The following is a 25,897-nucleotide window of genomic DNA, read 5'->3' on the forward strand; positions in this document are numbered from 1 at the left end:
GGCCGATGAGAGTGTCAGGGTCTATCAAAACCTCAACACCCTCATCGGAGAGCTTGCCCTGGCTAAATCTGGTCAGTTATCTCCAGGAATCCCCTGCCTTTAGGCATGGGGAGGATGTCAAATAATAAGGCCTCAAAACGTGGATTGTTGTTAGAGTCAACTACCCCGCCCTAAAGGGCGGAGCTTGTGAAAGCAAGCTAGGTTGACCAGGGAAAGCGGTAGTCAGTCCGCTACGTTTGCAACAGGTCGTTAAGACCCACTCCGGGATGCTTCCTCAGTCCCGGACACTGGAAGGTGGGGATCATGCTGGGCAAAGGCAAAGGCCTGAAGGTTCTCACCGACACCGCAAGGTGTGAGCCGGTTGCAGACATTCCCGAGAGGAGACGGGCAGAGATGCCTGCGTTAGAAGGCCCCTAAGGGCTTAGGAAAGCGGGCGTGGACGGTTGATGGATCGTGGAGGTGCCCGCCTGAACCAAGATCGCATTGGAGGAAGGAGACGGCGGGAACTGGGGCGGTTTACGCCGCCGCGCTATACCTCCCCGGCATGAATGCCAGGGGCTCCCGCGCAACTGGATGAAAAGAGTTTTTTATGGATTATCCAAGGAATAGGTTAGAAACCATTATTGCTTCTAAAAAAGAAGAAATAAAAAAGCTATTGCCTTTGCAGGCGAAGATGGAAAAAGAGCTAGCCAATCGGCTTTTCTCCAAACCACCTTTTGCCTCTGCTTTACTCCATAAGAAAAGGTTAGGATTGATCGCTGAATTTAAAAGGGCTTCCCCATCAGCAGGACCAATCGCTCCAACCAAAGATCCTGTGACGCAAGCAATAAAGTATCGTAAGGGGGGAGCAGACTGTCTCAGTGTGCTTACTGATTCGAAATTTTTCAATGGCTCTTTGGAAGATTTTAAGAAGATTAGGCAAAAGGTGACTCTCCCATTGCTGCGAAAAGATTTCATCATTCATGAAGTTCAGGTTCTAGAAAGCCTTCTTGTTGGGGCTGATGCGCTGTTGTTGATCGTTGCCGCCCTACCCTGGAAGCATTTTTTAAAACTCTATAGCTTTTGTCGGCAGCTTGGAATGGAAGTATTGGTAGAGGTGCATGACGAAGAGGAGATAGACAAAGCTCTTGAAGCCGGAGCGGAAATTATTGGAATTAATAATAGAGATTTAAGAACATTCTCCGTGGATTTGAGGACTACCAGAAGATTGCTTCCCAGGATTCCAGAAAATAAAATTGTAGTTAGCGAAAGTGGGATAGAAACTAGTGATGATCTCTGTGACTTAAGGATGAGGGGAGTCGATGCTGTGCTGATTGGAGAATTTCTCATGCGGAAAGAAAATCCTGAGACTGTCATTCCAGAATTTTTTGCTCCTTCTTCTTTCCCTAGAGGCAGAAGGAAAAGCCCGATTTTTTAGCTCCGGCAAGTGGCGCATCTATGAGCTTGAGTTTCTTTGCGGATTGTTCGAAAGTCTGGGTTAAAATATGTGGTATTACTTCTATAGAAGATGCGCTTATGGCTGTGGAGCTTGGCGCAGATGCTTTAGGTTTTGTCTTTTATCCCAAAAGCCCTAGATATCTAACAGTTGCCTCAGCTGCCAAAGTGATGCTTCGGCTTCCCCCTAGGATTGTGAAAGTGGCTGTCGTGGTTAATCCAAGCCAAGAACAAATAGAAGCCCTTGAAAAAGAACTGCCTATCGATCTTTGGCAGCTGCATGGAGAAGAAGACAGCAAGGCGGATTGCTGGCAATGTAGAAACATCATTAAGGCTCTAAGCCCTCCCTTCGAAAGGAAAATGGATCCATGGAAGGAAATCGTTCATGCTTTTCTTTTGGATTCTAAATCTGAACAATGGGGTGGGTCCGGTATCCCTTTTGACTGGAAAGAAATTGCAGGACTACGACGGCATTCTCAAAAACCTTTTATACTTGCCGGAGGCCTGAATCCGGAGAATATTCAAAAAGCACTCTTAGAAGTCGAGCCTTTTGGAGTAGATGTTTCCAGTGGAGTGGAAAGCTATCCAGGGAAAAAAGACAAAAAGAAATTGTTAGAATTTATAGAAAAATGCAAAAAAGAGAGACTTTTTCGTTAAAGCTTCCGGATTCTTTAGGCTATTTTGGTCCTTATGGCGGACGTTTTGCTCCGGAATCCTTGATGGAAGCCCTACTCGAGCTTGAAGAGGCTTATAAAAAGGCTCAAAAAGATCAACATTTCAAGGAAGAACTAGAGGAGCTTTTAAAAAATTATGCCGGTAGACCCACTCCCTTATATTATGCCAAAAGGCTTTCTTCTCTTCTTGGAGATAAAAAAGTCTACCTCAAAAGAGAAGATCTACTGCATACTGGAGCTCATAAAATCAATAATACCCTAGGACAGGTCCTTTTAGCTAAACGGATGGGGAAGAAACGGATTGTGGCAGAGACGGGAGCGGGTCAACATGGCGTAGCTACAGCCACTGCCTGTGCACTCTTTGGGATGGAATGCCGCATTTACATGGGTGAGCTGGATATGGAAAGGCAAGCTCTGAATGTCACTCGCATGCAAATGCTTGGAGCAGAAGTCTATCCTGTTAGAGTTGGGCAAAAGACTTTGAAAGAAGCTATTAATGAAGGATTGAGGGATTGGGTTATCAATTTGCATACTACCCATTATGTCCTTGGATCGGCTTTGGGGCCTCATCCTTTTCCAATGATCGTAAGGGATTTCCAAAAAGTGATTGGGGAAGAGTGTAGGGAGCAGTTTTTTAAGCAAGAGGGGAGGCTTCCAGATGTGGCCATTGCCTGTGTGGGGGGAGGGAGTAATGCCATAGGCTTTTTTTATGGTTTTTTGTCTGATCCGCAGGTGCGGCTTATTGGGGTAGAAGCGGGAGGCAATGGAGAAGCCCTAGGAGAGCATGCTGCGCGTTTTGCTTCTGGTAAACTAGGCATATTTCATGGGACAAAAACTTTTGTGCTACAAGATGAAAATGGGCAGATCGCTTCCACGCATTCCGTGTCCGCCGGGCTGGATTATCCAGCAGTCGGTCCAGAGCATGCTTTTTTAAGAGACCTCTCTAGAGTTGAATACTCGAAGGTTTCAGATACAGAGGCTTTGGAGGGTTTTTTCTTGTTGTCTCAGACCGAAGGAATATTGCCAGCACTGGAAAGTGCGCATGCTCTAGCCTACTGCTTGAAAATCTGTCGAAAACTTCCCAAAGGAGCCATTGTGGCCGTTAATCTTTCGGGGAGGGGAGACAAAGACGTCAATCAAATCGCAGCCCTCCAAAATAAAGGCCAAAGAGTCTGAAACTACGCATTTGGAGAAATTCCCAATTTTTCTAGGCTCCTGTGTGTGTTTATAACAAGCATAGAAGGCAGTAGGTTCTACGGTTAAGGTCCATCGCGAGAAGAAGCTTTTGACAACATTTCTTTGATGAGAGTAAAGAATCCGGTCTTCATGAGGCATTTAGCTGCCCATACTTTCAGAATAAAAGACAGGGGATCTGATAGATAGGAAATATAAAATTTATAAAAAATTTCAATTCAGTCCTCACCTTGTTGTAAGAAAAAAATAGTGTATGCTAAAGATTTTCTTTATTTTACGACTGTATTTTGAATATTTTTTTTAATGCAAAAGTTTTTTCGCAGAGAAGGAATTTTATTTGTAATATCGGCTCCTTCTGGAGCAGGGAAAAGCACTCTTTGTACTAATTTAAGGAAAAGTCCAGACTTCATCTTTTCCATATCCTGTACGACTAGGCCGCCTCGAGTAGGGGAAGTGGATGGAGAAGATTATTTTTTTCTAACTGAGGAAGAGTTTTTAAAAAAGTTATCGGCTCAGGAATTCCTTGAGCATGCGAAGGTTCACGGTCATTACTATGGAACGTTGAAGAGCACCGTAATCAATGCATTGAGAAACGGTACAGATGTCCTACTGGACATAGATGTTCAGGGAGCCAGACAGATCCGGCAAAGTAATGATCCCCTATTAAGAAATGCTTTAGTCGATGTCTTTATCATGCCTCCGACTATTGAAGAGCTGGAAAGAAGGTTAAGGAAGAGAGGAACAGAAACCGAAGAGGAGCTGGCAATTCGGTTGACAGCGGCCAAGGAAGAAATGAAACTTTGGCCGGAATTTAAATACACCATTCTTAGTAGTTCGATGGAAGAAGATTTAATAAAATTTAGAGCGATCATGCGTGCTGAGCGTTATCTAAGCCGGAGACTGACATTGATTGAAGAGTCTTTTTGAGATTTATTTTTAAGAACAGTAGGTGCTTTTTCCTTTGCAACACTCCATTCTCTACGAAGAGTACAGCCAGGAGCTAGACCAATAATTGGTTACTATAAAAAGCCTAGCTAATGAAAAACATAAAAGATTCATAAAAAATTAGTTGTTCTCTTTTATTATGCTTTGATTTTAGTGGGTATGTCCTACTATACAGAAAAAGTCCACTGCGTAAGAGTTCTTTCTATGAGCCAAGAGAAAACCATGGATTCTTTTTCAATAGTTCTTGGGGTGAGTGGATCGATTGCGGCTTTTAGGGCTGTGGAGCTTGCAAGTTTTCTAACTAAGGAAGGCTATACTGTGGATGCTGTTCTTACCCCGGGAGCCACTCAATTCATTAAACCGCTTTCTTTTGAATGCCTGACACATCGGAAAGCGTATACAGATGAGATGCAAGAAAGCTTGCTTAATGGCAGACCACTTCATATCGAACTAGCTCAGAGAGCAGGACTCATTCTTCTTGCTCCAGCTACTGCCAATATTATCGCAGAGTATGCCCTAGGTCTGGCGCCAAACCTGTTGACCTCCCTGTTGCTTGCAACCGTTGCCCCCGTATGGATTGCTCCAGCTATGAACGTTCAGATGTGGCGGCATCCTGCTGTACAGCAAAATGTGCAGACGTTGAAGCAAAGGGGGGTTGAATTTATAGGTCCAGAGGAAGGAGAACTTGCTTGTGGGGATTATGGTAAAGGGAGGTTATGGCCTGTGGAGGAGATCTGCCTGAAAATTATGAAAAAGTTTCCTTTGAAAAACATGGATAGAAAGGCTTTGAATAGATGAACCAAGGACAAAACAATGAATCTTATCCTCTTGTAGGAGTTGTTATGGGCAGTCGATCCGACTGGCAGACGATGAGGGCGGCTGTCGATATCCTTGAAAGGTTTTCTGTTAGGTATGAAAAAAAAATTGTATCCGCCCATAGAACACCCGAGCTTCTCAGGACCTATGGACTGAGCGCGGCTAAGAGAGGGATTCGGGTAATAATTGCAGGAGCCGGTGGAGCTGCGCACCTGCCTGGTATGATTGCTTCTTATACGAGGTTGCCTGTCCTTGGCGTACCCATTGAGAGTAAAGTGCTTCGTGGAGTGGATTCGCTCCTTTCAATCGTTCAAATGCCATTTGGGATACCGGTTGGCTGTTTAGCGATTGGAGAAAGTGGAGCAAAAAATGCAGCTTTATTGGCCATTTCTATCTTAGCCTTAGAGGATAAGCAGTTAGCTGAAAAGCTAGAAGCATTCAGGGCTGAACAAACTAGAAAAGTCCTTGAGGAATCTTTGTGATAGTTTATGCAAGAAATTTTGCCAGGAGCAGTGATTGGTATTCTTGGAGGAGGCCAGTTAGGGAGAATGGTTGCGATGGAGGCTAGAAGGCTTGGCTATGGAGTTGTGGTCTATGATCCTGATTCTTTTTGTCCAGCTGCAGCTATTGCCGATAAGCATTGGATTGGGGAATACGACGATATCGATAAATTAATGGATTTCGCTGCTACTGCCGATGTGCTTACCTACGAATTTGAAAATATTTCTTCTTTAGCTCTAAGAAAACTCGAAGAAGAATCGCTTCTTTTCCCATCTGCAGCTGTGCTTGAAATATGCCAACAGAGGGTTCGTGAAAAAGAATTTTTATCCAAACGAGGCTTCCCTACGGTTTCTTACAGGGTGGTGAATAGACCCGAAGAATTGGGTGCTGTAGCAGCTGAACTTGGTTTTCCATCGATTCTAAAGACCGCGCAGCTTGGCTATGATGGAAAAGGACAGGTTTCTTTGTCATCCATTGAAGATTGTTTTTTAGCATGGGAGAATATAGGAAAGCCAGATGTAGCCTTGCTTGAAAAAAGGCTTGAGCTTCTTGCTGAGTTTTCTGTTATTATTGGCCGGGATCATAAAAAGAATGTTTCTTTTTTCCCTATTCCACGGAATTTTCATAAGAAAGGAATTTTAGACTTTTCAATTATTCCTTCGGGCTTGGGAAAAAGGTTGGAAAAGGAAGCCATGGAGATTGCTTTCGAAATTGCTTCCGCTTTGGACTTAATCGGGCTTTTGGCTGTGGAATTCTTTTTGACCAAGAACGAAGATATTATAGTCAATGAATTGGCGCCTAGACCTCATAATTCAGGGCACTTTAGCCTGGATATCTGCTTAACAAGCCAATTTGAACAGCTTTTAAGAATAATCTGTAATCTTCCTTTGGGTGAAACCTCCGCCAGATGTAATGGGCTCATGCGTAATCTATTAGGAGATTTATGGCGGGGAGACAATCAGCCTAATTGGGCAGGATTGTTAAAACTGCCCGGCTTAAAACTGCACCTTTATGGGAAGAAACAGCCTCGGGTGGGAAGAAAGATGGGCCATTACTGTATTGTTGGAGAGAATATTGAGGAAATTTTAACTTTAGATAGCCAGGCATTGCAACTTCTAGAATGCCAATAGAAACCTGTGACTCTAGTCTTGTATTTTGTGTGTGATGCTTAGTAATGGCGAGTATCAGGAAGGTAAGCCGGGCTCTTGGGGATAATGATCAAGATATTGCAGCGTTGGGAGCGCGATAGGCAGACTGATTCCTGCAGACAGATAGAGTATAGGGTCAACTACCCCGCCCGGAAGGGCAGAGCTTGTGAGCCAGGCTGGATTGACCAGGGAAAGCGGTAGTCAGTCCGCTCCGTTTGCAACAGGTCGTTAATACCCACTCAGGGATGCTTCCTCAGTCCCGGACACTGGAAGGTGGGAATCATGCTGGGCAAAGGCAAAGGTCCGAAGGTTCTCCCCGATACCGCAAGGTGTGAGTCGGTTGCAGACCTTCCCGAGGGGAGACCGCTGCGCGGGGCAATATCCGCAAGGCGGCGTTACAAGGCACAAGGCCCCTAAGGGCTTAGGAGAAAATTGGCGATGTTCGTTTTGGACAAAAGGAAGAAGGCTCTGATGCCGTGCTCGGAGCAGCGAGGGCGGATGCTACTGGAGAGCGGAGGTGCCCGCGCCAGCCGGATAGTGCCCTTTACCATCCGGCTGGTGGATCGCAGGGTGGAAGATTCCACCTTGCAGCCTCTGCGATTGAAGCTGGACCCTGGCAGTAAGGCTACCGGCATGGCGTTGGTGCGGGAAAAAGAGATAGTGGATGCAAGCACCGGCGAAATCGCCCGTGCCATCTCCGCCTCTGGTGATCGAACACATCCAGCCTAAATCTTTTGGCGGCAGTGACCGCGTGAGCAATCTCACGCTGGCTTGCCGTCCCTGCAACTAGCGGAAAGGCAACCAGCCGCTGAAGCAATTTCTGGCGAAAGCTCCGGAGCGGACCCGAAAGATACAGGCGCAGGCCAAGGCCCCGTTGCGGGACGCGGCGGCGGTCAACAGCATCAGGTGGGACTATCCTCCGGCTGTTACTCGGACAAGTTCAAGCCTATCATTTGGTTGGAGAATGGTCTGCTCATATTCCTTTTTTAATAGAGCGTTTTTATTTAACTCAACAAAAACAATGTTCTGATCGAGACCCAATTGTTTGAGAAGCAGTAGAACGGAGGTGTTTTTTGGCACAGAAATAAGCTGACCATTCACTGTGATTTGAATTTGTTCAGGCATGATTCCCAATCCTTCCATACAGGCTCATAGCCCATTTTTTTGAGAACGGTGGCAATTTCTTTAGCATCTCTCCTATCACTTATTTCGAACTGTTCGGTGGCTTTAGCGCCTTTTTTTTCTTCTTCACAAAGCGCCATTGCTTTTCCTTTGAAACCTCTGTGTAGAGCATGGATTCCGGCCAAAGTATAGCCTCCAGGTTCTGTTCTGGAACCAGCACTCATCGACGTGATCCCAAATGGAATCAATCTTTCTCTAAATGCGGGCTCTTCCCTAGTAGAAAGAACAATGCCAACTTGAGGGAAACAAACACGGAAGGCGCACATAAAATGGAAAAGATCTCGATCCCCCAGTGGATAAGGGGGGGTGAACCCGCCGACTGCGGGCCGCAGCCGAGGCAGAGAAATGGTAAGATATGCACGCCAACATTTTTTCAAAAGATACGAGCAGTGTGCAGCCAGGCAAAGCGCTTCTTCTTTCCAAGGAGCAAGCCCAAAAAGCGCTCCTATGCCTAACCTCCGTGCACCGGCAGCATACGCTCTTTCCACGGATTCGAGTCTCCAGAAAAAATTTTTTTTGGGACCAAAACGATGGTATAGGCTATAGAGTTCAGGATTATAGGTTTCTTGATAAACAACTACGCCTTCCACTCCTGCTTCTACCATTCTTTGGTACTCAGCAGTTTCTAAAGGAGCAACTTCTATAGCGATTGATGGAAAAAGAGGACGAATTTTGGTTACACACTCTTCTAGATAACTTAAAGAGACAAATTTGGGATGTTCTCCAGCCACAAGAAGGACCGAACGAAAGCCTTCGTTCCAAAGATAAGTAGCCTCTTGAAGGACTTCGGTTGGAGTAAGTGTGAGCCTCAAAATCGAGTTGTCCCTTGAAAAACCACAATAGGAACAGCTGTTAATGCATTCGTTTGAAAGATAAAGAGGGGCATAAAGTCGCAAGGTCTTCCCGAAATAAAGTTGAGTAATTCTTTTAGCTTCCAGAGCAAGCTCCTGAAGTTCATCATCGGTTTTTGGTAAAAGAAGCTTCCAGAATTTCGATAAAAGCCGATCGTTGGCTTGTGAATAAAAGGGGAGTTTACGCAAGCTAGGAAAAGTCATGGGTATAAATCTAATAAAATAAAAATGAAAACAAAAGCAAGGTCTATAACACACTCCTAGCACCATCACTACGGGTTATGGTTTGAGTGTTGGCTAGCCACTCCATGTGCAACTTTTGCCACACTCCATTTCAGAAAATTTCTTTTTGAAACTGGAAGCACCGGTCAATCTTCTGGCTAACCATCTCCAAAGCACCCGATCGGCATTGACTGATATTAAGGCTACACCAGTTAATTCCATAATGGGTGGGTGATGACGCGTGCAATTGCCGATTATCTTCCCTTCACCAGGTATTTATCTGAAGTAAAGGCACCACCGTTCCGTCAGACTTACTCATTTCTAGTAACACAGACTTCCTGCTTCACCGAGGCTGGTATCACTCGGGCCTTGCGGCCTGAGCCAGTGCTTTCCTCTCCACAGGCTTCACATCCTGCCGGCCCTCGCCGTAGGACCGCTTAGGACGTCCAATCCATACCCTAGGAGATTCTTGGCCGCATTCACCTTCCGGTCATGAGGGGTTCCACAGTCCGGACATCGCAACTCGCAAAACAGCCAGCGGCATTTTTTTCTGCACCGTCCCGCAAGTCGAACAGCTCTTGCTGGACGGAAACCTGCGGTCGGCCCCCACCACTAGCCCACCACACCCCTTTGCCTTGTATTCCAGTTACAGCCGAAATTCGAAGAAACCCATGTCGAATAGGGAGAAGGCCAGATGCCGGTTTTTCACCATGCCGCCTACTTTCAGCTCATCGACGAGGATGGGGTGAAATCGTCGCGTGATGCGTGAGGTGAGCTTGTGTAAGCCGTCCTGCCGGATATTGGCAATCCTGGCATGCAGCCTTGCAAGTTTCTCAGGACCCTTTGAGCTGAGGAAGGAGCCCGAGGGGTGGCTGTTCCCGAGTCCTCGCGCTTGATCCTGCACACGGTGACAGCTTCACATCCTGGATCGCCTGACGGGGCTTATAGCGTGGGGCGGGGATGCCGTCGCGGACACCGAACGTCGCTACGATGACAATCCCTCGGCATGCCGCGATTGATACTAGCGACCTTGTTGCCCTCATGGACAGTCTCGACCACTGGCATGCTCGGGCCCAAGCCCTCCGGGAGGCTCTCAAAGCGAAAGCGGCTGATCTCGTCTATTTTGATCCTCTCCTCAACGAAGCCAGCAGTTTTCTGGCTCGCCGAGCCCACGAACAGGGCGTTCCTCCCAGTTCCCGCACTTGTTGGAAACGTTGGATCATCATGTCCCTCCAGAAGCGGTTACCTGGCTCTCGGCTGAGACATAACTTTTGTACGACCAGGTGATCGCGCTGGTCTGCAACACCTCAGCCGAGCTGAATTTCCATGATGCCCTGATCACTCTTGGCTGCCGGGAGTCGGGCATTGACATCATCGCCAGCTTTGACCAGGTCTATTGGTTGACCCGGGTGGAGACGCCAGCTGCTGTGATGACTGCCTTTAAGCAGGCTGAGGCTGATTGACTTGAGCGTAACGTTGCGAGCTGCCGATTGAGGTCATTGAGTTTCGACCTGGGGAGCGCCTCTGGGAAGAGCTGGTCATGGCCCATGAGGTCTTGCTAGCGAGTGCGCACGAGCACATTTTCATGGTGCAAGATTCAACCTTCGAGGTTCATGGTTTAAAGGCGCAGTTCGAGCAGGATCTGGAGAAGCTTAAGCGCCTGGTGGCGGTGCGGGATCGGGAGGGGGATGTCCAACAGCTCAAGGCTATGATGGGATGGTATTGGGCAGAAAAGAAGTTCAAAGTTCAAGGTTCGATGAGGTGGTGCCACTGGAGGCGATACCGGGGTATAAGGAGAGGCATTCGGTGAGGCCGGGGTTGAAGGGGTTAGCTCAAATTTATGCTCCACGGGATCTACCCCGCAGGCACAAGTTTAAGAGCGCCTAACAAAACCAAGTTTGGATGAACTTCCAATAAATCAAGGCACAGCCAATGTGAAGGAAAGCCAGTTGGATGTCAGCCCTTCGCTCATAGCGAATCTTCAATCGGCTGTATCGGTTCAGCCACGAATGGTTTCTCTCGACGACCCAACAGTAGCGCCCCAGCTTCTCCGAGCTTTCAATCTCGCGCTGTGCTATTCTCGGATGAATCCCCCGCTTCCACAATGCCTGTCGCTTCTTGGCCGCATCATAGGCTTTATCAGTGTGCGGCTTCTTGGGCCTCTTTCTGAGCCGGCCTCGGGGGCGCTTTATCGGTTCAATGGCATCCAGGGTTGCTTCCATCATAAAAGATCTGTCCACCTTCCTCCCCGGACTGAAGTCCGGGGTTTCCAGCACCAGATCTTTTATGATGCTGCCGTCCAACGCTCCGCATCGGCGGCGGCGCGTAGCGCCGTCCGCCTGATTTGCTTGTTATGCCATTATTGATGTGCCACTGGGCGGAGCTCGTAGATTCGCCCGTACTTCGCTGCTGACTCCAAGTCTCCCCGGCGAAGGGCATCTCTCACATCGTCCAATTTATAGGCATCTTCAACGCTGAGATAAGGGGACCACCCGGTATCGTCCTCTACCAGCGTGACCTCTACCTCAGCCACATATTGAGCTTTATGCACATATTTTGACTTTTTTCGCTGTTTCATCGTTATCGCCTCCGCGTGAATGTTTGATCCCACCGCCCCGGATCCGGCCGGTAGGCAGTGACCAGAACCACAGGTCTATCATGACTTTATGGGATACCCCATATAACATGAATGGGTGCGCCCGTTCGATCCTTCAGCAAGAGTTGGACGCATGGTCCCTTTGGGTAGTTCAGGTATTCCTCGACAACCACCGCGTCCTGAAAGCCACTGAGCACCTCTCTTACGGTCAGCCCGTCCTCCGCCAACTCATCGTATCCGTGCTCAGATATCTGAACATCGCCAGCGTGTATCAAAGCACGCACTTGCTCGAGGAACTTGCTCAATCCTCATCCTCCATTTCAGCCAACATGATTTTCAGGGCATAACTATTGTTTATATGGTTTCCACCTAAGGCGCCTCTGCCACTTTCTGCCGGCATAACACGCGCTGGTGGGCGACCCTCGAGCTTTTCGGCATACAATCTACAACCTGCAAGAGTTGATCCTTACGTTTGGACGCAAGTTCTGGAGAAGCATCCAATGCTGCTATGATAATGGCGGACTGCTTGCTGAATAAACTCAGACTGCAATGGCCTGACAAAAGCGTGTTTAGCGCTCTTATGCCTTCCTCCTTTTTAAACATGCACACCTCCACGAGCCGGAAGAGGGTCTCCTCCTGGAGGAAACTCCTTGGAGGGCCAGTAGGCAAAAAGAAACCCGATTTTGCCAAACTTTCCTTGGAACAATCGGTACTTTTCGTTTTTGATCGACGCAGCGAGAAGCTCGTAGAGTTCCCGACGAGCAGACTGCGGGTCATTAAGCCACCCATGGTAAAAAAGAAAGATTTCCTGGCAGTCCGAGAGCTTTCCTTTGTCGGACGGTCTCTGAAGGGCGTCGGATTCGCTGAAGCGAACTTCGGCAACTTCGGCAGTTCCAACGTTGACCATACCGACCCTAATCTAGTGGCTATCGGCAGACGAGTCAAGAATTTACCTTATCATCAGAATTCTTTTCCGCCCTACGAGTTGGCCGCTTAGTGCCTTGGAAAACCAAAAATAGCTCCCAAAACCCCCACATAGTGACACATTGAAAAAAAAACCATTGATAATCGATTACGAAATTTTCACCAAACATGGGCTAGCTTTCTAGCATTGGAGGATTCTTGGCTAGCAGTCTTAGCTACAACTATAGGTAGAGAAAATAAGCTTGTCGTTGCTATAAGCTCTTCTTTTCCATGACGATTACTCTAGGAAGAGGGAGATCAGGATCAACTTTGCTAGGTTTGATCAACTGAAACCCACTTTCTTTTAGTTTTTCTAAAATTTGTAAGGTGATTGGAGTAGGTTTGTTTTCGTCAGTGAGAGCTTCAGACAAAGTCACATTGGTTTGCTCGGCTGCTTCTTTTTCTTTCTCTGTTACAGGGATGCTAGCGTAAAGAGGCAAAGAAAAAATAAATTTACCACCTGGTTTCAAAGCCATAAAGATTTGATCGAAGATTGGGTTGTTCTCATAGCTAAAAGTTTTAGGAAGCGCTCCAACTCCAATGTCAAAAGATCCACTCGCTATAGACTCATGACTTTGCAGTTGTAGAGTGGGGCTAGAAAAGGCTTCTTTACAACCTGACAAAATCTCTTGCATTGGTTTAGATAAGCCAAGGAGGAGAAGTTTTGTTTGTTGTAGGCTTTCGGTTACTTCTTTTAAAGATTTGGCAGGAAGATTCAGTTCTTCAATCAAGTTATTACTTAATTCAAAATCTAATTCTTTTGAATGGCAATAGGGACAAAGGATCTGATCATAGCTGGGCGTGGAAGAGGTTTTGATTGGCAACTCTTTGCCACAGACTGGACAGTGAGGATTGTTTGAAGCTTCTTTAAGCAGCAGATTTGGACGCATCCGAGATCCAATTTTGAGAATAGGTCGAGAGAGTCTTCCTTCTTTTCTTCCTTGAATCAAGAAATGGGAAAGGGGATTTAATTGCTGTTCGGCTACTTCTGGATACTGTTCTAAGTAATATTGAGTATCAAAGTAGGGGCTAGGATTTTTCCTTTTGATAGCCCCTTCTTCTATATAATGAATGAGCGGATTGATATTTTGTTGTGTCACCTCTGGATTTTGTTTGATGTAAAAAGCTGTGTCGAAATAAGGGTTGGGATTGAGATCTGCAATATAGCCTTCCCTAAAATAATGCCATAAAGCCTCTTCTTTAGGGACATCAGGGGCCTGGAGAATATAAAAATCAGGGTCAAAAAGATTGAGTTGAAGCACCTTTTCAAACAGCTTGTTTTCTTCTCTTGCTTTTGGATTAAAAAGACAGGCAAAAAAAGAGTTCTTCTTGGCTGTTTTTCGATAAATCTTACACTGTTGCTCTAATCTTTTAGCATCCAAGCAGTTTATTCTTCGAATTTCTTCAATCAATCGATTCTGATAGGTATGAAATTCTTTTTCTAGGTTGGATAAATGTTGTTGTATCTTTTTTAGGCTTTCTGCAGAATCGAATGGAGTCGGCTCTTTTTCAATAACGACTTTGAGTTGTTCGATTGTAGAAGTTGTTTTGGGAGTCTTGATTGGGCTTTGGATATTACTGACTGTTTTTTCTTGGGCACTCTGTTGTTTTATTTTGTTGAGCTCTTCTTCTTTTTGTCGAAAGGCTTCTTTTTCTTTTTGCAAAAGCTGCAATTGCTCATTCAGAGTTTTGAGCTGATGATCCTGTTCAGAAAGGAATTCCTTTAAGGTCTTAAAAGTAAGGGATAGATCGAGTGGTTCTTCTAAGGGGAGCTTTGTGAGAATAGAAAGATTGCGACAAAACTCTTTTTCTTTTTCTTCTAAGTCTTTTATTTTTTCAGCAAGCTCAGTAGCTTCTTTTTCTTTTTCTTTAAATTGAATTCTTAAAATTGCACTTTCCTGAATATTGGTCTCCAGCTCCTTTATTTTTCTAGAAAGATTTTCTTTTTCTTTTCTTGATTTTTCATTTCTTATAATGGCTTCGATTCCTTCTCCAAGTCGCACAAAAAAAGAACGAACAACATCGATGTCTTCTTTTTTAAGATCGAACAAAGGTTTTAAAGGCTCAGCTATTTCTTTGCCTACGGCCAGGACGCCGAGTCCATAGCCATGCAGAAAATGGAAGTAAGGATAGGACTCTTTTATTTCTTCCCAATACAACCAGCTTCCATAGTCTTTTCCACGGGCATTGGTGCCATGGAGAAGAACAATGCCTCGCTCACTCATCTTCGGTAACCATTTTTCAAAATTATGACGGACGGAAGGATAGGTCGAAGATCCATCGATATGCAGAAGGTCTATGGAACCATCTTTGAAAAAGCCAAGTCCTTCATCGAAGCTAGTGGAGAGGAGTTTTGAAAAAGAACCGTAGCGAGGATAATGATAAGATTCGAGTAGTTCTTGCTCTTCTTTTTCTACCGGGGGCGTATTTTCATCCCCCATCCAGTGATCAATGCCATAACAGGCGGTGGGATAGTGTAAATATTTGACGGCCTGACAAAAAGCACAGTATGAGTCTAGTTTATAGAGACCAAGTTCAACGAAGAGCTGGGGTGCAGCAGCTGCTGTCAGCCAAAATGCAAAAGGGATGTGGCTATGCCAGACCGAATCAGCTGTGAGTCTTTCCGGATAAAGAGAAAGGATAGGATGGCAAAATGGGATTAAAGTATTCGCAGTCATGAAAGCTACACAGCTATTTTTTTAATCCATAATACAGGGATGAGGCAAGTCTATATGCGAATTTTTTTAAATCAACGAGGTAGCCGAACCTAAACTTTGACAAAGGCTTATGGAGATAACAATACCGGACAGTGGAGCTTCCGCAATAAGGCCTTCAAAGTGGCTTTTTTTAAGTCGATTCCAGTCATAGAAAAAATTAGCAAGCCTATTTTTTCTTCAGCAATAGTAGAGGCAAGAGCCATTGGATCTTTCCCTAAGCCTTCAATAACGGAAAGTTGAGCCATGTCGCTTGCCAGCTCTTCGACGTAATTTTTTTGGGCGGAGGACAGGGTTCCATTGCAGACAAAGAGTGTCAGCGAGCCGTTGAACTTTTTTGCGAGGTTTGCGGCAAAAGTAAGAATAGGAAGGAAATCTTTGGTAGGATTGATCAATACTCCAAAGGGCGGTTCCAGGGGTTTGTCGGATGGAAGGAAAAGCACGGGTTTTTTGGCTTCTTCTAGCAATTGAAAAAGGGGGTCTTCATAAAAAGATTGAAAATTAGAAAAGGGTCCTTTTTGAGAGAGGATGATTAGATCACAGTTTTTTGCTGCTTCGATGAGTTCTCTCCAGAGGAAACCCCGGGTGGTCTGAAAGGACCAGGGGATGTTGAGTTCTTTGGCAATGGCCTCTAGCTGTTGTTCCATTTGGTTTGCCATTGTTCGAAATCTTCTAAGAAGGGATTCTGGTTCTAGGGATCTTGTGAGAGCTGAATGGATCTCTATTTCAAAGGCACAAGGCAGAGAGCTAAGTCTAAGAAGATTGAGATCCTCAATGAATAGCCCTAAAAGTTCTGCTCTAAGCTTTGAGGCCAGCAATGCTGCCATTCTAAGTGAAAACGGTACGTTTTCGAAAAGAAGGATTTTACTTATCATTTTTTTCTTCTGCAGCTATGCTCTCAGCTTTTTGGCCTGGAGAAGCAAATTTTTGAGCCCGTTTTGCAAATTGGGATAGCTTTGCTTCTACCTTACCATTGATACTTTCTGGCGGATATTTTCCTTGAGCGTCCCTTTCTCCAGCTGGTATTCCAGTAAGAATTTCCATCGCCTCATCAATTGTTTTCACTGCATATATCTTAAAGAGTCCTTTTTCCACAGCTTCCAGTACCTCCTCTTTCAAAACGAGGTGTTGAAGGTTGGACCATGGGATAATGACCCCGTTGTCCCCATCGAGTCCCCTGGCAGAGCAGGTGTCAAAGAACCCCTCGATTTTTTCATTCACCCCTCCAATGGCTTGAATTTCTCCAAGCTGATTGATTGACCCGGTAATAGCTATTGATTGGTAAATAGGATAGTCGGCAAGGGCAGAAAGAAGAGCACACAGTTCCGCTGCTGAAGCACTGTCCCCTTCTACAAGGGAGTAGGATTGTTCGAAAGCAAGTGTGGCACTCAACGATAGAGGTTCCTCAGGCAAATACCTGCCTGCCAGAAGGCCAGAAAGAATAAGAACTCCTTTCGAATGGATGGGGCCACTCAATTTGACTTCTCTTTCTATATCAATGACATGCCCGTGGCCAAATCTAACTCTGGCTGTAATTTTTGTTGGATAGCCAAACATAAAATTACCCATATCTATAACGGCTAGACCGTTGATTTGTCCTACCTTCCTTCCTTTGGTCTCAACGAGTAGGATTTGACGCTGGATCGATTCTTTTATTTGTTCCTCTATCCGGTTGATCCTTTTGTAAGAAGATACAATAGCTGCTTGTACATGTCCTGCAGAAATTAATTGAGCGTTTTCTTTTTTTCTCCAGTACTCACTTTCTTCTAAAAGATCGAGGATTTTTCGTATATTTAGGGAAAATTTCTTTGCATCTTGAGAAAATCTTAAGCTCTGCTTAACAATAAGCCGTAGGGCTGACTTTTCAAGTGGAGCTATACCGTGGCTATGGCAGAGGGAAGCAATTAGTTGACAGTAGGGAAGAAGATTTTGAGGAGAGGCATCGAATTCTTCGCTGAAATCAGCGGTGATTTTGAAGAGGTCTTTGAACTCAGGATCAAATTGATAGAGCAGGTAATAGATCAACCGATCACCGATCAGAATAACCTTTAGATTTAAAGGAATAGGCTGAGGTTCTAGGGATACTGTGCTCAGTAATCCCAAAGCTTCTCCTAATGGCTCTATTTTAATCTGTTGGCTGCGTAAGGCCCTTTTTAGTCCTTCCCAAGAATAGGGATGGGAAAGAACCCGTAAAGCATCCACAATAAGATAGCCTCCATTAGAACGGTGTAGGGCTCCCGGACGGATCAGTGTGAAATCAGTGAGGAGTGCGCCCATTTGAGCGATGTGTTCAATTCGGCCGATGATGTTTACAAAGGTAGGATTATCTTCGAAGACGATGGGGATGCCCTTGGATTTAGAATGATCAACGATAACGTTGACTTTATAGCGCCTAAGGAAATATTCCATCGATTGGCTTGGTCCAGAGATACCGGGAAGGGAAGGGATTTCAGATTCCCGAGGCAGACGGAAATTTTCAGCGTTTTTTAAGACATCTTTTTGGATTTCCTCCAGATGAAGCAACACCGCCTCCATTTTTTTGTACTTAGCTTTCAGCTCCTCAAACAAACTGGAAACCAACCCCTGAATATAACTCCGGTTGAGTTCTCGCAATTTGTTTTGAGCTTCTTTCCTCCACTTTGGAATCTGTCTGAAGATAGCTGTGAGTTCTTCTTGCAGCTTTCGAATGGCTGCTTCTATCCTTCTTTTTTCTTCTTCAGGCAACGCATTGTATTTCTCTGGATCAAGAACTTCTCCCCCCTTAAAAGGAGCAAAAGCAATGCCAGCTGGTGTCTGCAAAAGGGCGATCCCTTCTTTTTGAGCCTTTTCCCTAAGTTGATTGAGGGCTTCATCCCGTCGATCAAGAAATTCTTGTTCGATTTCTTGGGCTCTGGTTCTATATTCGTCGCTTTCAAAGATAGAGGGAATTCCTATCTTCAGATCGTCGACCAGTCTAGCCATATCTTCAGCAAATTCTGAAGCTTTTCCAGCTGCAAAAGCTATGGCTTTGGGCTTGTTTTCCTCTTCAAAATTAAAGACGTAACACCAATCGGAAGGTAGAGGCCCTGTTGCAGCGCGTTCTTGCAAAATCTTTTCTAAAAAAGCTTTTTTACCTATTCCGGGCGGTCCCATGACAAAAATGTTATAACCCGGTTTAGAAACGGATAACCCAAAGTCAAAGGCATCGTAGGCCCTTTGTTGTCCAATGAAATGGATTACAACAGGAATCTCTGCTGTTGACTCATAGGGAATGTTTTGAAAATCTAACTGTATGTCTATTTGTTCTCTAGTAAGGGGGGTTGGGGAAGACATAATGGCTATTCAATAGATTCAATAAGCGTAAAAGAAAGACAAAAATCATAAAAATTTTTTTATTTTTATCTTTTCTTGATTGGTTTTTTTCATTATTAACTAGCATGCTAAAATCAAGAGAAATACAAAAGCTTTGTTTTATCTTCTTTAGTCTTGTTCTTTTGAGCTCACCGGTTCTAGCCAAAACGAGTTTTTTCCCGGCTCCGAATCCTGAACGGCATGGCCCGGGGAGTGTTCGATCAAAACCTCAAATCCTCTCCCTGGTGGTAGATGGGAAAACAGTCCCCGTTGATGTTTGGGTTGACTCTCAGCCCAATTATCCTTACAGGGTTTTGGGATTAATTGAAACCAATAGGCAACGGAAACATGCGGCCAGGGTGGCTGTTGAACATGGTGCTGATGGGATCATATTGATAAAACGCCAAGAACTCCCTTATGTTCCTAGATGGGTTGGTAGACATCGGGGAACACTGAGGTTCAGCGAATTTCGTTATTGGTGGGCTATAAAAAAATAAAAAAAATCCATTTTGGATCCTCAAAACACTGGAGCTAATAAGCCAACAAAGCCAGCAAGCAATGTGCTCCTATAATTCTTCTTTTGCTTCCTTCTTAAGGGTAAATAGTCAAGCTCTCCAGTTAGCGCAACCTGTAGCAATCCTCTAAACTAGAGCAGCAGAGCTCTGTCGACTGCCCCCAAGATATTTGATTGCCTTTCCCTTAGATTTTTCTGCAGTTCTTCTAAGCTTGTTTTTCTATAGAGGCAAGCTAGCCATTCTCTTTAAGAACGAATACAGCTGGCTCCTTTCGCATCGGAAGGAAACATTCAAAGTATTTTTCTCTTTAGAAAACTTTGTTCTTTTGTAACTGCTGGATCAGCTTTTGCCTCTGCCTCATTTACATCACATGGTTCTGCCAGTCTATAGGCTTCAAAACCCAATGTTAGTAATAGTTTCAAAGACTAAAGGGTTTCTTATTTTTTAAATGATATTAGAAAAAAATTAAATTGTTTTATTTTTATATAAACTTTTTTACAAAATCTATTGATAAAATTTATTGACTTTTAATTTAAAAAAAAAAATTATAATATTATGGAAAATGATAATGACTTTATTTTTCAGAAGATCCAGGGAGCAGATACAGTAGAGCTTAATCCGAATCACTTACTGACGCTCTTAAAAGTCATACGAGAAAAAAGTGTTACACGGGCAGCAGAGCTCTTAAATCTTGGCCAACCAGCGATTTCTGCTAGGCTTCGACAACTTAATATGGCTGTCGGCGAGCCTTTATACCGTAGAAAAGGGCATGAAGTGGTTCTTACTCCTGCTGGCGAAGGGCTAATGGTATTTGCCGTTGCCCTTGAAGAGAACATGAAAAAAGCCGAAGGATATATCCGAAGGTTAAGAGGATTGTCCGCTGGCACATTGCGTATTGGGGCTACGGTGACGGCATCTAATTATTATATTCCACTTTCGTTGGTGGAATTTCAAAAAAAGTTCCCAGGCATTCGTATTTCTGTTGAAACCGCTCCAACGTATGAGCTTTTCCGTAGAATGAGTGATTTGGATTTGGGTTTTGTGGAAGATCCTATCGAGGAGGAAGTCCCTGAGACTTTTCAAGTTAAAAGATGGTGGAAGGATCAGATTGTGTTGATTTACTGGAAGGATCATCCAAAGGCGGATCGGTGGAAAAATGGGGTAATGCTAGAAGAACTGATTGATTATCCAATTATATGGAGGGAACCTGAATCTGGAGTCAGGAAAACGATTGAAAGGGAAATAGAAAAAAAGGGATTGCGATTTAAGTTATGTTTTGAAGTTAGCGGAGCGGATGCCGTAAAGGAAGCTGTCAGAGCAAAGATGGGCATCGGATTTGTAGCTCGGCGTGTGCTTGAACATAGCAATTCAGATCTTCTCTTTAGTCAGATCAATCCTCCACACGGAGTGGAATGGTGGATAAACATCATCGAGCCAAACGACAAAATGAAAAGTCGAGCCACTCAAGCTCTTGTGGATCTTTGCTTGAAGATGTCCAATAGGATTTCTGAAACTTCCGAGCAGAAAACTAAAAATCAATCACTAAAAAATGCTATTGGAAAGACTGCTTAAATGGTCAATAGTAGGTTGTGGAAGATACTCCTCTAAAAGTTGAGCGTGGATGGCATGGAAGAGCCGCTCTTTCGAATCCGTCTAACCGATTTGATTCGCTCAAGTTAGTCTGGGAAGAGGAATATACAGTAGGCCGGAAGGTACAAAAGACCCTCTTTTATGAAGATCCAACTTCAGAAATTTTATCCTATAACCAAAGTCCAGACTTAGGATTTGAAATTAGCCTTAATCCTTATAGAGGTTGTGAACATGGCTGCATTTATTGCTATGCACGACCGACTCATGAGTATTTGGGTTTTTCTTTAGGGGTAGATTTTGAAAGCAGGATCCTTGTTAAAACAAAAGCCCCACAGCTATTGGAAAAAACTCTGCGCTCTCCTAAATGGAGGCCCAAAGTGGTTATGGTCAGTGGGGTCACCGATTGTTATCAACCTTGTGAGGCCCATTTTAAATTGACCCGAAGTTGTCTAGAGATATTTCTTAAATATCATAATCCAGTCACTCTCATTTCTAAAAGTAGGCTTCTCTGCAGAGATCTGGACATACTGAAAGCTTTAGCAAAAGAAAAGCTTCTCAGTGTTTTTCTCTCCATAACAACTCTTGATCCAAAATTGGCAGCCATATTGGAGCCGCGAGCAAGCTCTCCTGCTTTAAGACTTGAAACAATCTCTTCTCTGGCTGAGGCGGGCATCCCAGTGGGGGTAATGGTTGCACCTATTATTCCCGGATTAAATGACTTTGAAATGCCTATGATTTTGAAGTCGGCTTCTGAAGCTGGAGCTTCCTATGCCGGCTATTCCATATTGAGGTTGCCATGGGGGGTGCGTGATCTCTTTTTGGAATGGCTTGCTTACCATTATCCAGAAAAAAAGGAAAAAGTCCTTTGTCGAATCAAAGACTTTAGAGAAGGAAAGCTAACAGATAGCCATTTTGGGAGAAGGTTTTCTGGGAGCGGTAAAATAGCCGCTGAATTTAGCCAATGGTTTGGTTGTTTTTTACGCAAATATAAATTGACCGAAAAACACAAGGCCATTCAACGCCAACAGCCTGATGCAGAGATGGATTTGTTTGAATCCTTATAATTTTTACTCTGTCTCCGTCAGGTTACCACCACCAACCTGGACCCCATCCCCAACCCCAGCCCCAGCCAGGGCCCCAACCCCAACCCCAGCCTGGACCCCAAAAATAGCCCGGAGGATAGTAATATCCTGGATAATAATAGGATTCTGACCAAAGATGAATCTGAGTTGCTTCAATGACTGGATAGTTATACGATCTTTTCCCGATCACTCCTGGCTGTACGCCACGAACCTTCCCTACAACAGTAATGGCTCTATCTTTGCTATAGATGGAAGGATCGAGAAATTTAGATGTAGCTACAAGGAATCTTCCCCCACTCCGATCCGTGTCCAGAGGTCTATCAGAGGAACTATCCAAGGGTTTTTGAATGACTTCAATGAGCGTTAAGTTTTTCATGTTTTTTGTTTGAGCGATGGTGCCACCAAACATAACGACTCGGCCTTTGTAGGCCTGAGGGTTCCTTAAAAGCTGAGAGAAAGAGGGCTGACCGCGAGTTTCTTTTTTGACTGTACTTGAAAAGGGACTGCAAGAAATTAAGAAGACTAGGGGAAAAAAAATGAGGAATTTAAGATACTTCATTTTTATAAAGGATGAACCTTTTTTGAACAAAATTGTTCTACACATCTTTAAAGCAAATGAGCAAGGAAAAAAAATCTGAGGCCATAGTCATTCTATCCCCAGGACTATCTACCCCCAAGCCCCCTGCTCTAAACACTTTCTCTATAAATTTTTAGCAATAGGATTTGTTCTTGGCTAATTAGCCATTATTATAAAGTAAAGCGAAGAATGAAAAAAGTGTGTTATTTTCTGACCTTTTTTGCCTTGGTTTGGATTGGTGGAGGTCATTTATTGATTCTTCAGTCCATAGCCTGGAGCAAAATGTTTTGTTATTATACCCAAAAAGTTTCTTGGCCTAAAGCCTTACAAAAGACATTAGCGGGTAAAGGAAATTGCCAGATTTGTGAAAAAATTCCTAGATCTTTTGATAAATGGCCTTTTCAGTCCAATCAAACGTCTTCTTTCGAAAAAGAAGTTCTTTTTGTTTCTTTTCTGCTTGTAATTTTTGGAAAGCATCACTCATTGGATTCTTATCTGCCTTATATAGAGTTTTCCTACTTTTCTTCCTATAGGGAATCTCCCCCAACTCCCCCACCAAAATACCTGTTTGTATAAAGATGATTGCGCCTTAGCCGCTGCATTGAAACCTTGCAGCTGTCTTCTTTTTATTTCTTAACAAAAATTAACAAAAAAAATGAATCAGTTTTATGATCGCACTGAGGGACAAAGGAATTATGGAAATAAGGAAAAAGGGGCTTATTGGATTTATTTTCTCGGTTCTGTTACATGCATTCGTTTTGTTTGGATTGGGATCATTCTTCTATCAGAAAGCACAGTATGCTATGGGCGGGGCTATTGGTTATTCACAGGTAGAGCTGGTAGAAGGGGCCTCAGGAAAGCCTGAAGAAAAAACCGAACATCCTCAAGAACCAGTGCAGGCTAAAATGGAAGAAGTGCAGAAGAGAGAAGATTTTTCGTTGCTAGAAAAGAAAAAAGAAGAGACAAAAGCTGCTACCCCACTTGCTAAAGCCGCTCCAAATTATGGGAAAGGTACTGTGGGAAAAGGGAAAAACGCAAGAAACCTGCTTCGTGGGAATACAAGTGGAGGAGGGGGGAGTAGTTGTTCTGCTTCTCCAGATTACCTGCATAATCCTATTCCGCCTTATCCTGAAGAATGTCGCTGTCGAGGACAAGAAGGGGTCGTTGTTTTAAAAGTTTGTGTCTCTCCAGAAGGTAAACCAGTGAGTGTCCAATTGACCAAAAGCTCAGGTTTCCTCCCCATGGATAGGTCAGCGTTAGAAACCGTTCAAAGGTGGAAGTTTAATCCTGCAAAGATGGCAGGCATACCCGTTACTTCTTATGTGATCGTTCCAATAAGATTCAAACTTGTAAATGATTGATTGAAACGCATCAAAAAAGCTTTCTGTGTTTTTTTTCTTCCGTATTGTAAAGTATGAATTTGGAACAGCTCTTGACTCAATGGAATGATCTTATCCCCACTCTTCAAGCTTTAAACGTTGCCTACCTAGGTGTAACCACCGGCATTTTTGAAACTTTACATACCCAAGGAAAGCTCTCCATAGAAAGCCTAGAAGAAAAAACCGGAATCGAATCGGAATATTTAAAGAGATTTTGTATGGCCGCTTATGCTTTTGATTTTCTTGATAAAACCGAAACTCTCTATTCACTTGCTCCGATGGGTCAGCTCTTTGTCGATGAAAATACTAAACAGAAGACGCTTCCTGCTGTTTTTCAATCCGTTTTCTATCCTTTGATGACTTCTCAGATTTTGAAATTTGCCAAAACAGGAGCTCATCTTCATACCTTTCCACCATTTGAAGATCCAGGGGTTTTCCCATGGATGTGGGCCATGATGGAACATAAGTTTTCTTCTCTCTTCCTGAATGAAGTGCTTCCCAAGATTCCTTTCATTGAAGAGATTGATCGGCAGAGAGGGGTTGTTGTGGATATTGGGTGTGGCAATGGTTGGCTTTTAAGAAACCTTGCAAAAAGATTTACAAAACTCAAAGGGATTGGTATCGATGTAAGCAGAGAAGGAGTGGAGCAAGCACAGTCACTTTCTGCAGGGCAAAAAGAAAGACTACAATTTATTTTTGCAGACTTTTTTGCATGCTCTTTACCTCCAAAAGTTTCTTTGTTTATTTTTAGCCGTACCCTGCACCACTTGTGGACAGAGAAAAGTAGGCTCGTTGAAAAATTAGCTGCCCATCTAGAATCAGATTCGAAAGTTTTGGTTTGGGAACCTCTTTGGCCCGAAAAACTGGATTATCTTAAGCAAGAAAAAATGAAACCCATTGCTTTTCAAAATTTGCATGAAAATGTGGAAGGGAATCGATTGCTTGAAGCCAACGAAATTGAGGGATTTCTTAAAGCATGCGGCTTGTCTGTTCAAAAATTCCTGTTGGAAAATGGCCTTGATGCAATCTTCATTGGGACTAAGGATTGAATCATGATACTTGTTGGAGATATAGGAGGAACGCATGTCCGACTTGCTCTTTTTGAGTCAGTAGATTCTAAAGACTCTCTTTGGCACGTTGAGTATTTCAAGAGTAAAGAGCTGGCCGATTTTCAACAGCTCGTAGGCGAGTATTTAAAAAAGATGAAGGTTGTGCCGCAAGCGGCCTGTTTTGGGTTTCCTGGTCCAGTCATCAATGGGAAAGTCCAGCTGACGAATTTGCCCTGGTCGATCGAAATCGAAAAGCTCAGTGAAGTTTGTGGGACAAGGCATACTTTTCTAATAAATGATCTAGAAGCTGCCGCTTATGGAGTAACTGTTTTAGGGGCAAAAGATAGCGTTATTATTCAAGATGGGAAAGCCTCCAGCAAAGGTTGTAAAGCACTGATTGCACCTGGAACAGGCCTTGGAGAAGCAGGCTTAAGATGGGAAAATGGCCGATATGTCCCATTTCCTTCCGAAGGGGCGCATGTTGATTTTGCTCCAAGGAATGAATTGGAAATTGGCTTGTTTAGGTATTTGCATAGTCTCTTTGGACATGTGAGTTATGAAAGGGTGCTTTCAGGACCTGGTCTTTTAAATATTTACCGTTATTTGAAATCAACTGGGAGAGGATGTTTGGAAAAAAACCCTATAGAGGAAGAGATAGAACAGAGTGAAGATCCTGCCCAATCTATCACTTTTCATGGTTTGGCCAAGGATTGTTCTTTGTGCGTGCAATCTCTTGAACTTTTTGTATCCTTACTTGGAGCCGAGGCTGGAAATTTAGCTCTAAAATTTTTAGCCTCTGGAGGGGTTTACATTGCTGGAGGCATAGTCCCTCATATCATAGAAAAATTAAAAGAACCTCTTTTAATCGAATCATTCTGTGATAAAGGAAGACTTTCTTATTTTCTGAAGACAATACCAATAATTGTGGTAGTTACACCCTTTTTAGGAATCTATGGGGCCTTGCGTTATGTGCAAGAAACTGCTCTCTTAAGATCTATCTAAGACTTTATAAAGATCCTTTTAGCGTTAAGTTCCTCTTTGCTTGAGAAATAGGTTTACCATCCATCGCCGTAATGCCCCTGCCTTCAGGCATGGGGATATAAGGCGATAAATTATAGCTATGTGTAGTATAATT

General features: G+C 44.0%; 28 protein-coding genes and 1 pseudogene. 17 read left to right on the forward strand and 12 right to left on the reverse strand.

Translation table 11 applies throughout. The features are described 5' to 3' along the window. Positions 1 to 589 precede the first annotated feature (589 nt). The 9 genes from trpC to A7Q09_RS11415 all read left to right on the forward strand — a co-directional run bounded on the left by trpC (position 590) and on the right by A7Q09_RS11415 (position 7,502). The gene (gene trpC / locus A7Q09_RS02755) at positions 590 to 1,417 is read left to right on the forward strand and encodes an indole-3-glycerol phosphate synthase TrpC (protein WP_134389790.1); all 828 of its coding nucleotides are present in this window, start codon (positions 590 to 592) and stop codon (positions 1,415 to 1,417) included. 20 nt (positions 1,418 to 1,437) lie between these two features. Next, entirely contained in the window at positions 1,438 to 2,091 is a 654-nt protein-coding gene (locus tag A7Q09_RS02760; RefSeq protein ID WP_134389791.1) for a phosphoribosylanthranilate isomerase, read from the forward strand. Beyond that, entirely contained in the window at positions 2,064 to 3,284 is a 1,221-nt protein-coding gene (trpB, locus tag A7Q09_RS02765) for a tryptophan synthase subunit beta (protein WP_134389792.1), read from the forward strand. Before A7Q09_RS02760 ends, trpB begins: the two co-directional genes overlap by 28 nt. A gap of 321 nt (positions 3,285 to 3,605) precedes the next feature. Further along, positions 3,606 to 4,229 carry a guanylate kinase gene (gene gmk, locus A7Q09_RS02770; protein ID WP_134389793.1) on the forward strand — a complete coding sequence of 208 codons (624 nt, stop codon included), beginning with the start codon at positions 3,606 to 3,608 and terminating at the stop codon, positions 4,227 to 4,229. 222 nt (positions 4,230 to 4,451) lie between these two features. Further along, positions 4,452 to 5,045: a flavoprotein gene (locus tag A7Q09_RS02775; protein ID WP_134389794.1), complete on the forward strand. Its 594-nt coding sequence runs from the start codon at positions 4,452 to 4,454 to the stop codon at positions 5,043 to 5,045. After that, positions 5,042 to 5,545 (forward strand): 5-(carboxyamino)imidazole ribonucleotide mutase, encoded by a 504-nt coding sequence (gene purE, locus A7Q09_RS02780; RefSeq protein ID WP_134389795.1) that lies wholly within the window; start codon positions 5,042 to 5,044, stop codon positions 5,543 to 5,545. Before A7Q09_RS02775 ends, purE begins: the two co-directional genes overlap by 4 nt. Before the next feature lie 6 nt (positions 5,546 to 5,551). Next, entirely contained in the window at positions 5,552 to 6,694 is a 1,143-nt protein-coding gene (locus tag A7Q09_RS02785; protein WP_134389796.1) for a 5-(carboxyamino)imidazole ribonucleotide synthase, read from the forward strand. Between the two features lie 456 nt (positions 6,695 to 7,150). After that, positions 7,151 to 7,441, forward strand: coding sequence for an RRXRR domain-containing protein (locus A7Q09_RS11410; protein ID WP_208526661.1), 291 nt, complete (start codon positions 7,151 to 7,153; stop codon positions 7,439 to 7,441). After that, positions 7,419 to 7,502, forward strand: coding sequence for an HNH endonuclease (locus A7Q09_RS11415; protein ID WP_394346608.1), 84 nt, complete (start codon positions 7,419 to 7,421; stop codon positions 7,500 to 7,502). Before A7Q09_RS11410 ends, A7Q09_RS11415 begins: the two co-directional genes overlap by 23 nt. 122 nt (positions 7,503 to 7,624) lie before the next feature. On the opposite strand, the gene thiS is transcribed toward A7Q09_RS11415, so the two are convergent. From thiS to A7Q09_RS02810, 4 genes are all read right to left on the reverse strand, one after another. Further along, the gene (thiS, locus tag A7Q09_RS10630) at positions 7,625 to 7,837 is read right to left on the reverse strand and encodes a sulfur carrier protein ThiS (RefSeq protein WP_244228477.1); all 213 of its coding nucleotides are present in this window, start codon (positions 7,835 to 7,837) and stop codon (positions 7,625 to 7,627) included. Continuing rightward, the gene (gene thiH, locus A7Q09_RS02800) at positions 7,810 to 8,949 is read right to left on the reverse strand and encodes a 2-iminoacetate synthase ThiH (RefSeq protein ID WP_134389798.1); all 1,140 of its coding nucleotides are present in this window, start codon (positions 8,947 to 8,949) and stop codon (positions 7,810 to 7,812) included. The genes thiS and thiH overlap by 28 nt, the downstream gene beginning before the upstream one ends. Positions 8,950 to 9,457: 508 nt before the next feature. Beyond that, positions 9,458 to 9,580 (reverse strand): hypothetical protein, encoded by a 123-nt coding sequence (locus A7Q09_RS11420; protein ID WP_166791899.1) that lies wholly within the window; start codon positions 9,578 to 9,580, stop codon positions 9,458 to 9,460. Positions 9,581 to 9,613: 33 nt separating this feature from the next. Continuing rightward, positions 9,614 to 9,871 carry a transposase gene (locus A7Q09_RS02810; protein ID WP_134389799.1) on the reverse strand — a complete coding sequence of 86 codons (258 nt, stop codon included), beginning with the start codon at positions 9,869 to 9,871 and terminating at the stop codon, positions 9,614 to 9,616. A 367-nt stretch (positions 9,872 to 10,238) separates the two neighbouring features. Here A7Q09_RS02810 and A7Q09_RS02815 point away from each other — a divergent pair, with 367 nt between their 5' ends. Beyond that, entirely contained in the window at positions 10,239 to 10,430 is a 192-nt protein-coding gene (locus tag A7Q09_RS02815; RefSeq protein ID WP_134389800.1) for a hypothetical protein, read from the forward strand. 420 nt (positions 10,431 to 10,850) lie between these two features. Here the strand turns inward: A7Q09_RS02815 and A7Q09_RS02820 are convergent. The 7 genes and pseudogenes from A7Q09_RS02820 to A7Q09_RS02850 form a co-directional block, all read right to left on the reverse strand. Then, a pseudogene (locus A7Q09_RS02820) lies at positions 10,851 to 11,189 on the reverse strand (transposase); the annotation flags it as partial. A gap of 137 nt (positions 11,190 to 11,326) precedes the next feature. After that, positions 11,327 to 11,545: a hypothetical protein gene (locus tag A7Q09_RS02825; protein ID WP_134389801.1), complete on the reverse strand. Its 219-nt coding sequence runs from the start codon at positions 11,543 to 11,545 to the stop codon at positions 11,327 to 11,329. A gap of 86 nt (positions 11,546 to 11,631) precedes the next feature. Then, positions 11,632 to 11,847: a DUF4258 domain-containing protein gene (locus A7Q09_RS11230; RefSeq protein WP_347877494.1), complete on the reverse strand. Its 216-nt coding sequence runs from the start codon at positions 11,845 to 11,847 to the stop codon at positions 11,632 to 11,634. A gap of 311 nt (positions 11,848 to 12,158) precedes the next feature. Then, positions 12,159 to 12,470, reverse strand: coding sequence for a hypothetical protein (locus A7Q09_RS02835; protein ID WP_134389802.1), 312 nt, complete (start codon positions 12,468 to 12,470; stop codon positions 12,159 to 12,161). 268 nt (positions 12,471 to 12,738) lie between these two features. Beyond that, positions 12,739 to 15,204, reverse strand: a complete 2,466-nt coding sequence (locus tag A7Q09_RS02840) for a class I SAM-dependent methyltransferase (protein WP_134389803.1) — start codon at positions 15,202 to 15,204, stop codon at positions 12,739 to 12,741. A 107-nt stretch (positions 15,205 to 15,311) separates the two neighbouring features. Beyond that, positions 15,312 to 16,115 carry a universal stress protein gene (locus A7Q09_RS02845; RefSeq protein ID WP_134389804.1) on the reverse strand — a complete coding sequence of 268 codons (804 nt, stop codon included), beginning with the start codon at positions 16,113 to 16,115 and terminating at the stop codon, positions 15,312 to 15,314. After that, positions 16,105 to 18,552, reverse strand: coding sequence for a Lon protease family protein (locus tag A7Q09_RS02850; protein ID WP_134389805.1), 2,448 nt, complete (start codon positions 18,550 to 18,552; stop codon positions 16,105 to 16,107). The genes A7Q09_RS02845 and A7Q09_RS02850 overlap by 11 nt, the downstream gene beginning before the upstream one ends. Positions 18,553 to 18,656: 104 nt before the next feature. Between A7Q09_RS02850 and A7Q09_RS02855 the strand changes: the two genes are divergently transcribed. From A7Q09_RS02855 to A7Q09_RS02865, 3 genes are all read left to right on the forward strand, one after another. Beyond that, positions 18,657 to 19,067 carry a hypothetical protein gene (locus A7Q09_RS02855; RefSeq protein ID WP_134389806.1) on the forward strand — a complete coding sequence of 137 codons (411 nt, stop codon included), beginning with the start codon at positions 18,657 to 18,659 and terminating at the stop codon, positions 19,065 to 19,067. 573 nt (positions 19,068 to 19,640) lie between these two features. After that, positions 19,641 to 20,657 carry a LysR family transcriptional regulator gene (locus A7Q09_RS02860; protein ID WP_134389807.1) on the forward strand — a complete coding sequence of 339 codons (1,017 nt, stop codon included), beginning with the start codon at positions 19,641 to 19,643 and terminating at the stop codon, positions 20,655 to 20,657. A 17-nt stretch (positions 20,658 to 20,674) separates the two neighbouring features. Then, positions 20,675 to 21,739, forward strand: coding sequence for a PA0069 family radical SAM protein (locus A7Q09_RS02865; protein WP_134389808.1), 1,065 nt, complete (start codon positions 20,675 to 20,677; stop codon positions 21,737 to 21,739). A gap of 22 nt (positions 21,740 to 21,761) precedes the next feature. Here A7Q09_RS02865 and A7Q09_RS02870 read toward each other — a convergent pair whose 3' ends face one another. Continuing rightward, entirely contained in the window at positions 21,762 to 22,361 is a 600-nt protein-coding gene (locus tag A7Q09_RS02870; RefSeq protein WP_347877493.1) for a Slp family lipoprotein, read from the reverse strand. A 162-nt stretch (positions 22,362 to 22,523) separates the two neighbouring features. On the opposite strand from A7Q09_RS02870, the gene A7Q09_RS02875 reads away from it, so the two are divergent. The 4 genes from A7Q09_RS02875 (at position 22,524) to glk (ending at position 25,764) form a co-directional block, all read left to right on the forward strand. After that, positions 22,524 to 22,910: a hypothetical protein gene (locus A7Q09_RS02875; protein ID WP_134389810.1), complete on the forward strand. Its 387-nt coding sequence runs from the start codon at positions 22,524 to 22,526 to the stop codon at positions 22,908 to 22,910. A 92-nt stretch (positions 22,911 to 23,002) separates the two neighbouring features. Beyond that, on the forward strand, positions 23,003 to 23,695 hold the full coding sequence (locus tag A7Q09_RS02880; RefSeq protein WP_134389811.1) for an energy transducer TonB: 693 nt from the start codon (positions 23,003 to 23,005) through the stop codon (positions 23,693 to 23,695). Between the two features lie 53 nt (positions 23,696 to 23,748). Then, positions 23,749 to 24,762 carry a trans-aconitate 2-methyltransferase gene (locus tag A7Q09_RS02885; protein WP_134389812.1) on the forward strand — a complete coding sequence of 338 codons (1,014 nt, stop codon included), beginning with the start codon at positions 23,749 to 23,751 and terminating at the stop codon, positions 24,760 to 24,762. 3 nt (positions 24,763 to 24,765) lie between these two features. Then, on the forward strand, positions 24,766 to 25,764 hold the full coding sequence (gene glk / locus A7Q09_RS02890; RefSeq protein WP_134389813.1) for a glucokinase: 999 nt from the start codon (positions 24,766 to 24,768) through the stop codon (positions 25,762 to 25,764). Positions 25,765 to 25,897 lie beyond the last annotated feature (133 nt).

The sequence above is a fragment of the Methylacidiphilum sp. Yel genome (assembly GCF_004421185.1).
In the GTDB taxonomy this organism is placed as follows: Bacteria; Verrucomicrobiota; Verrucomicrobiia; order Methylacidiphilales; family Methylacidiphilaceae; genus Methylacidiphilum.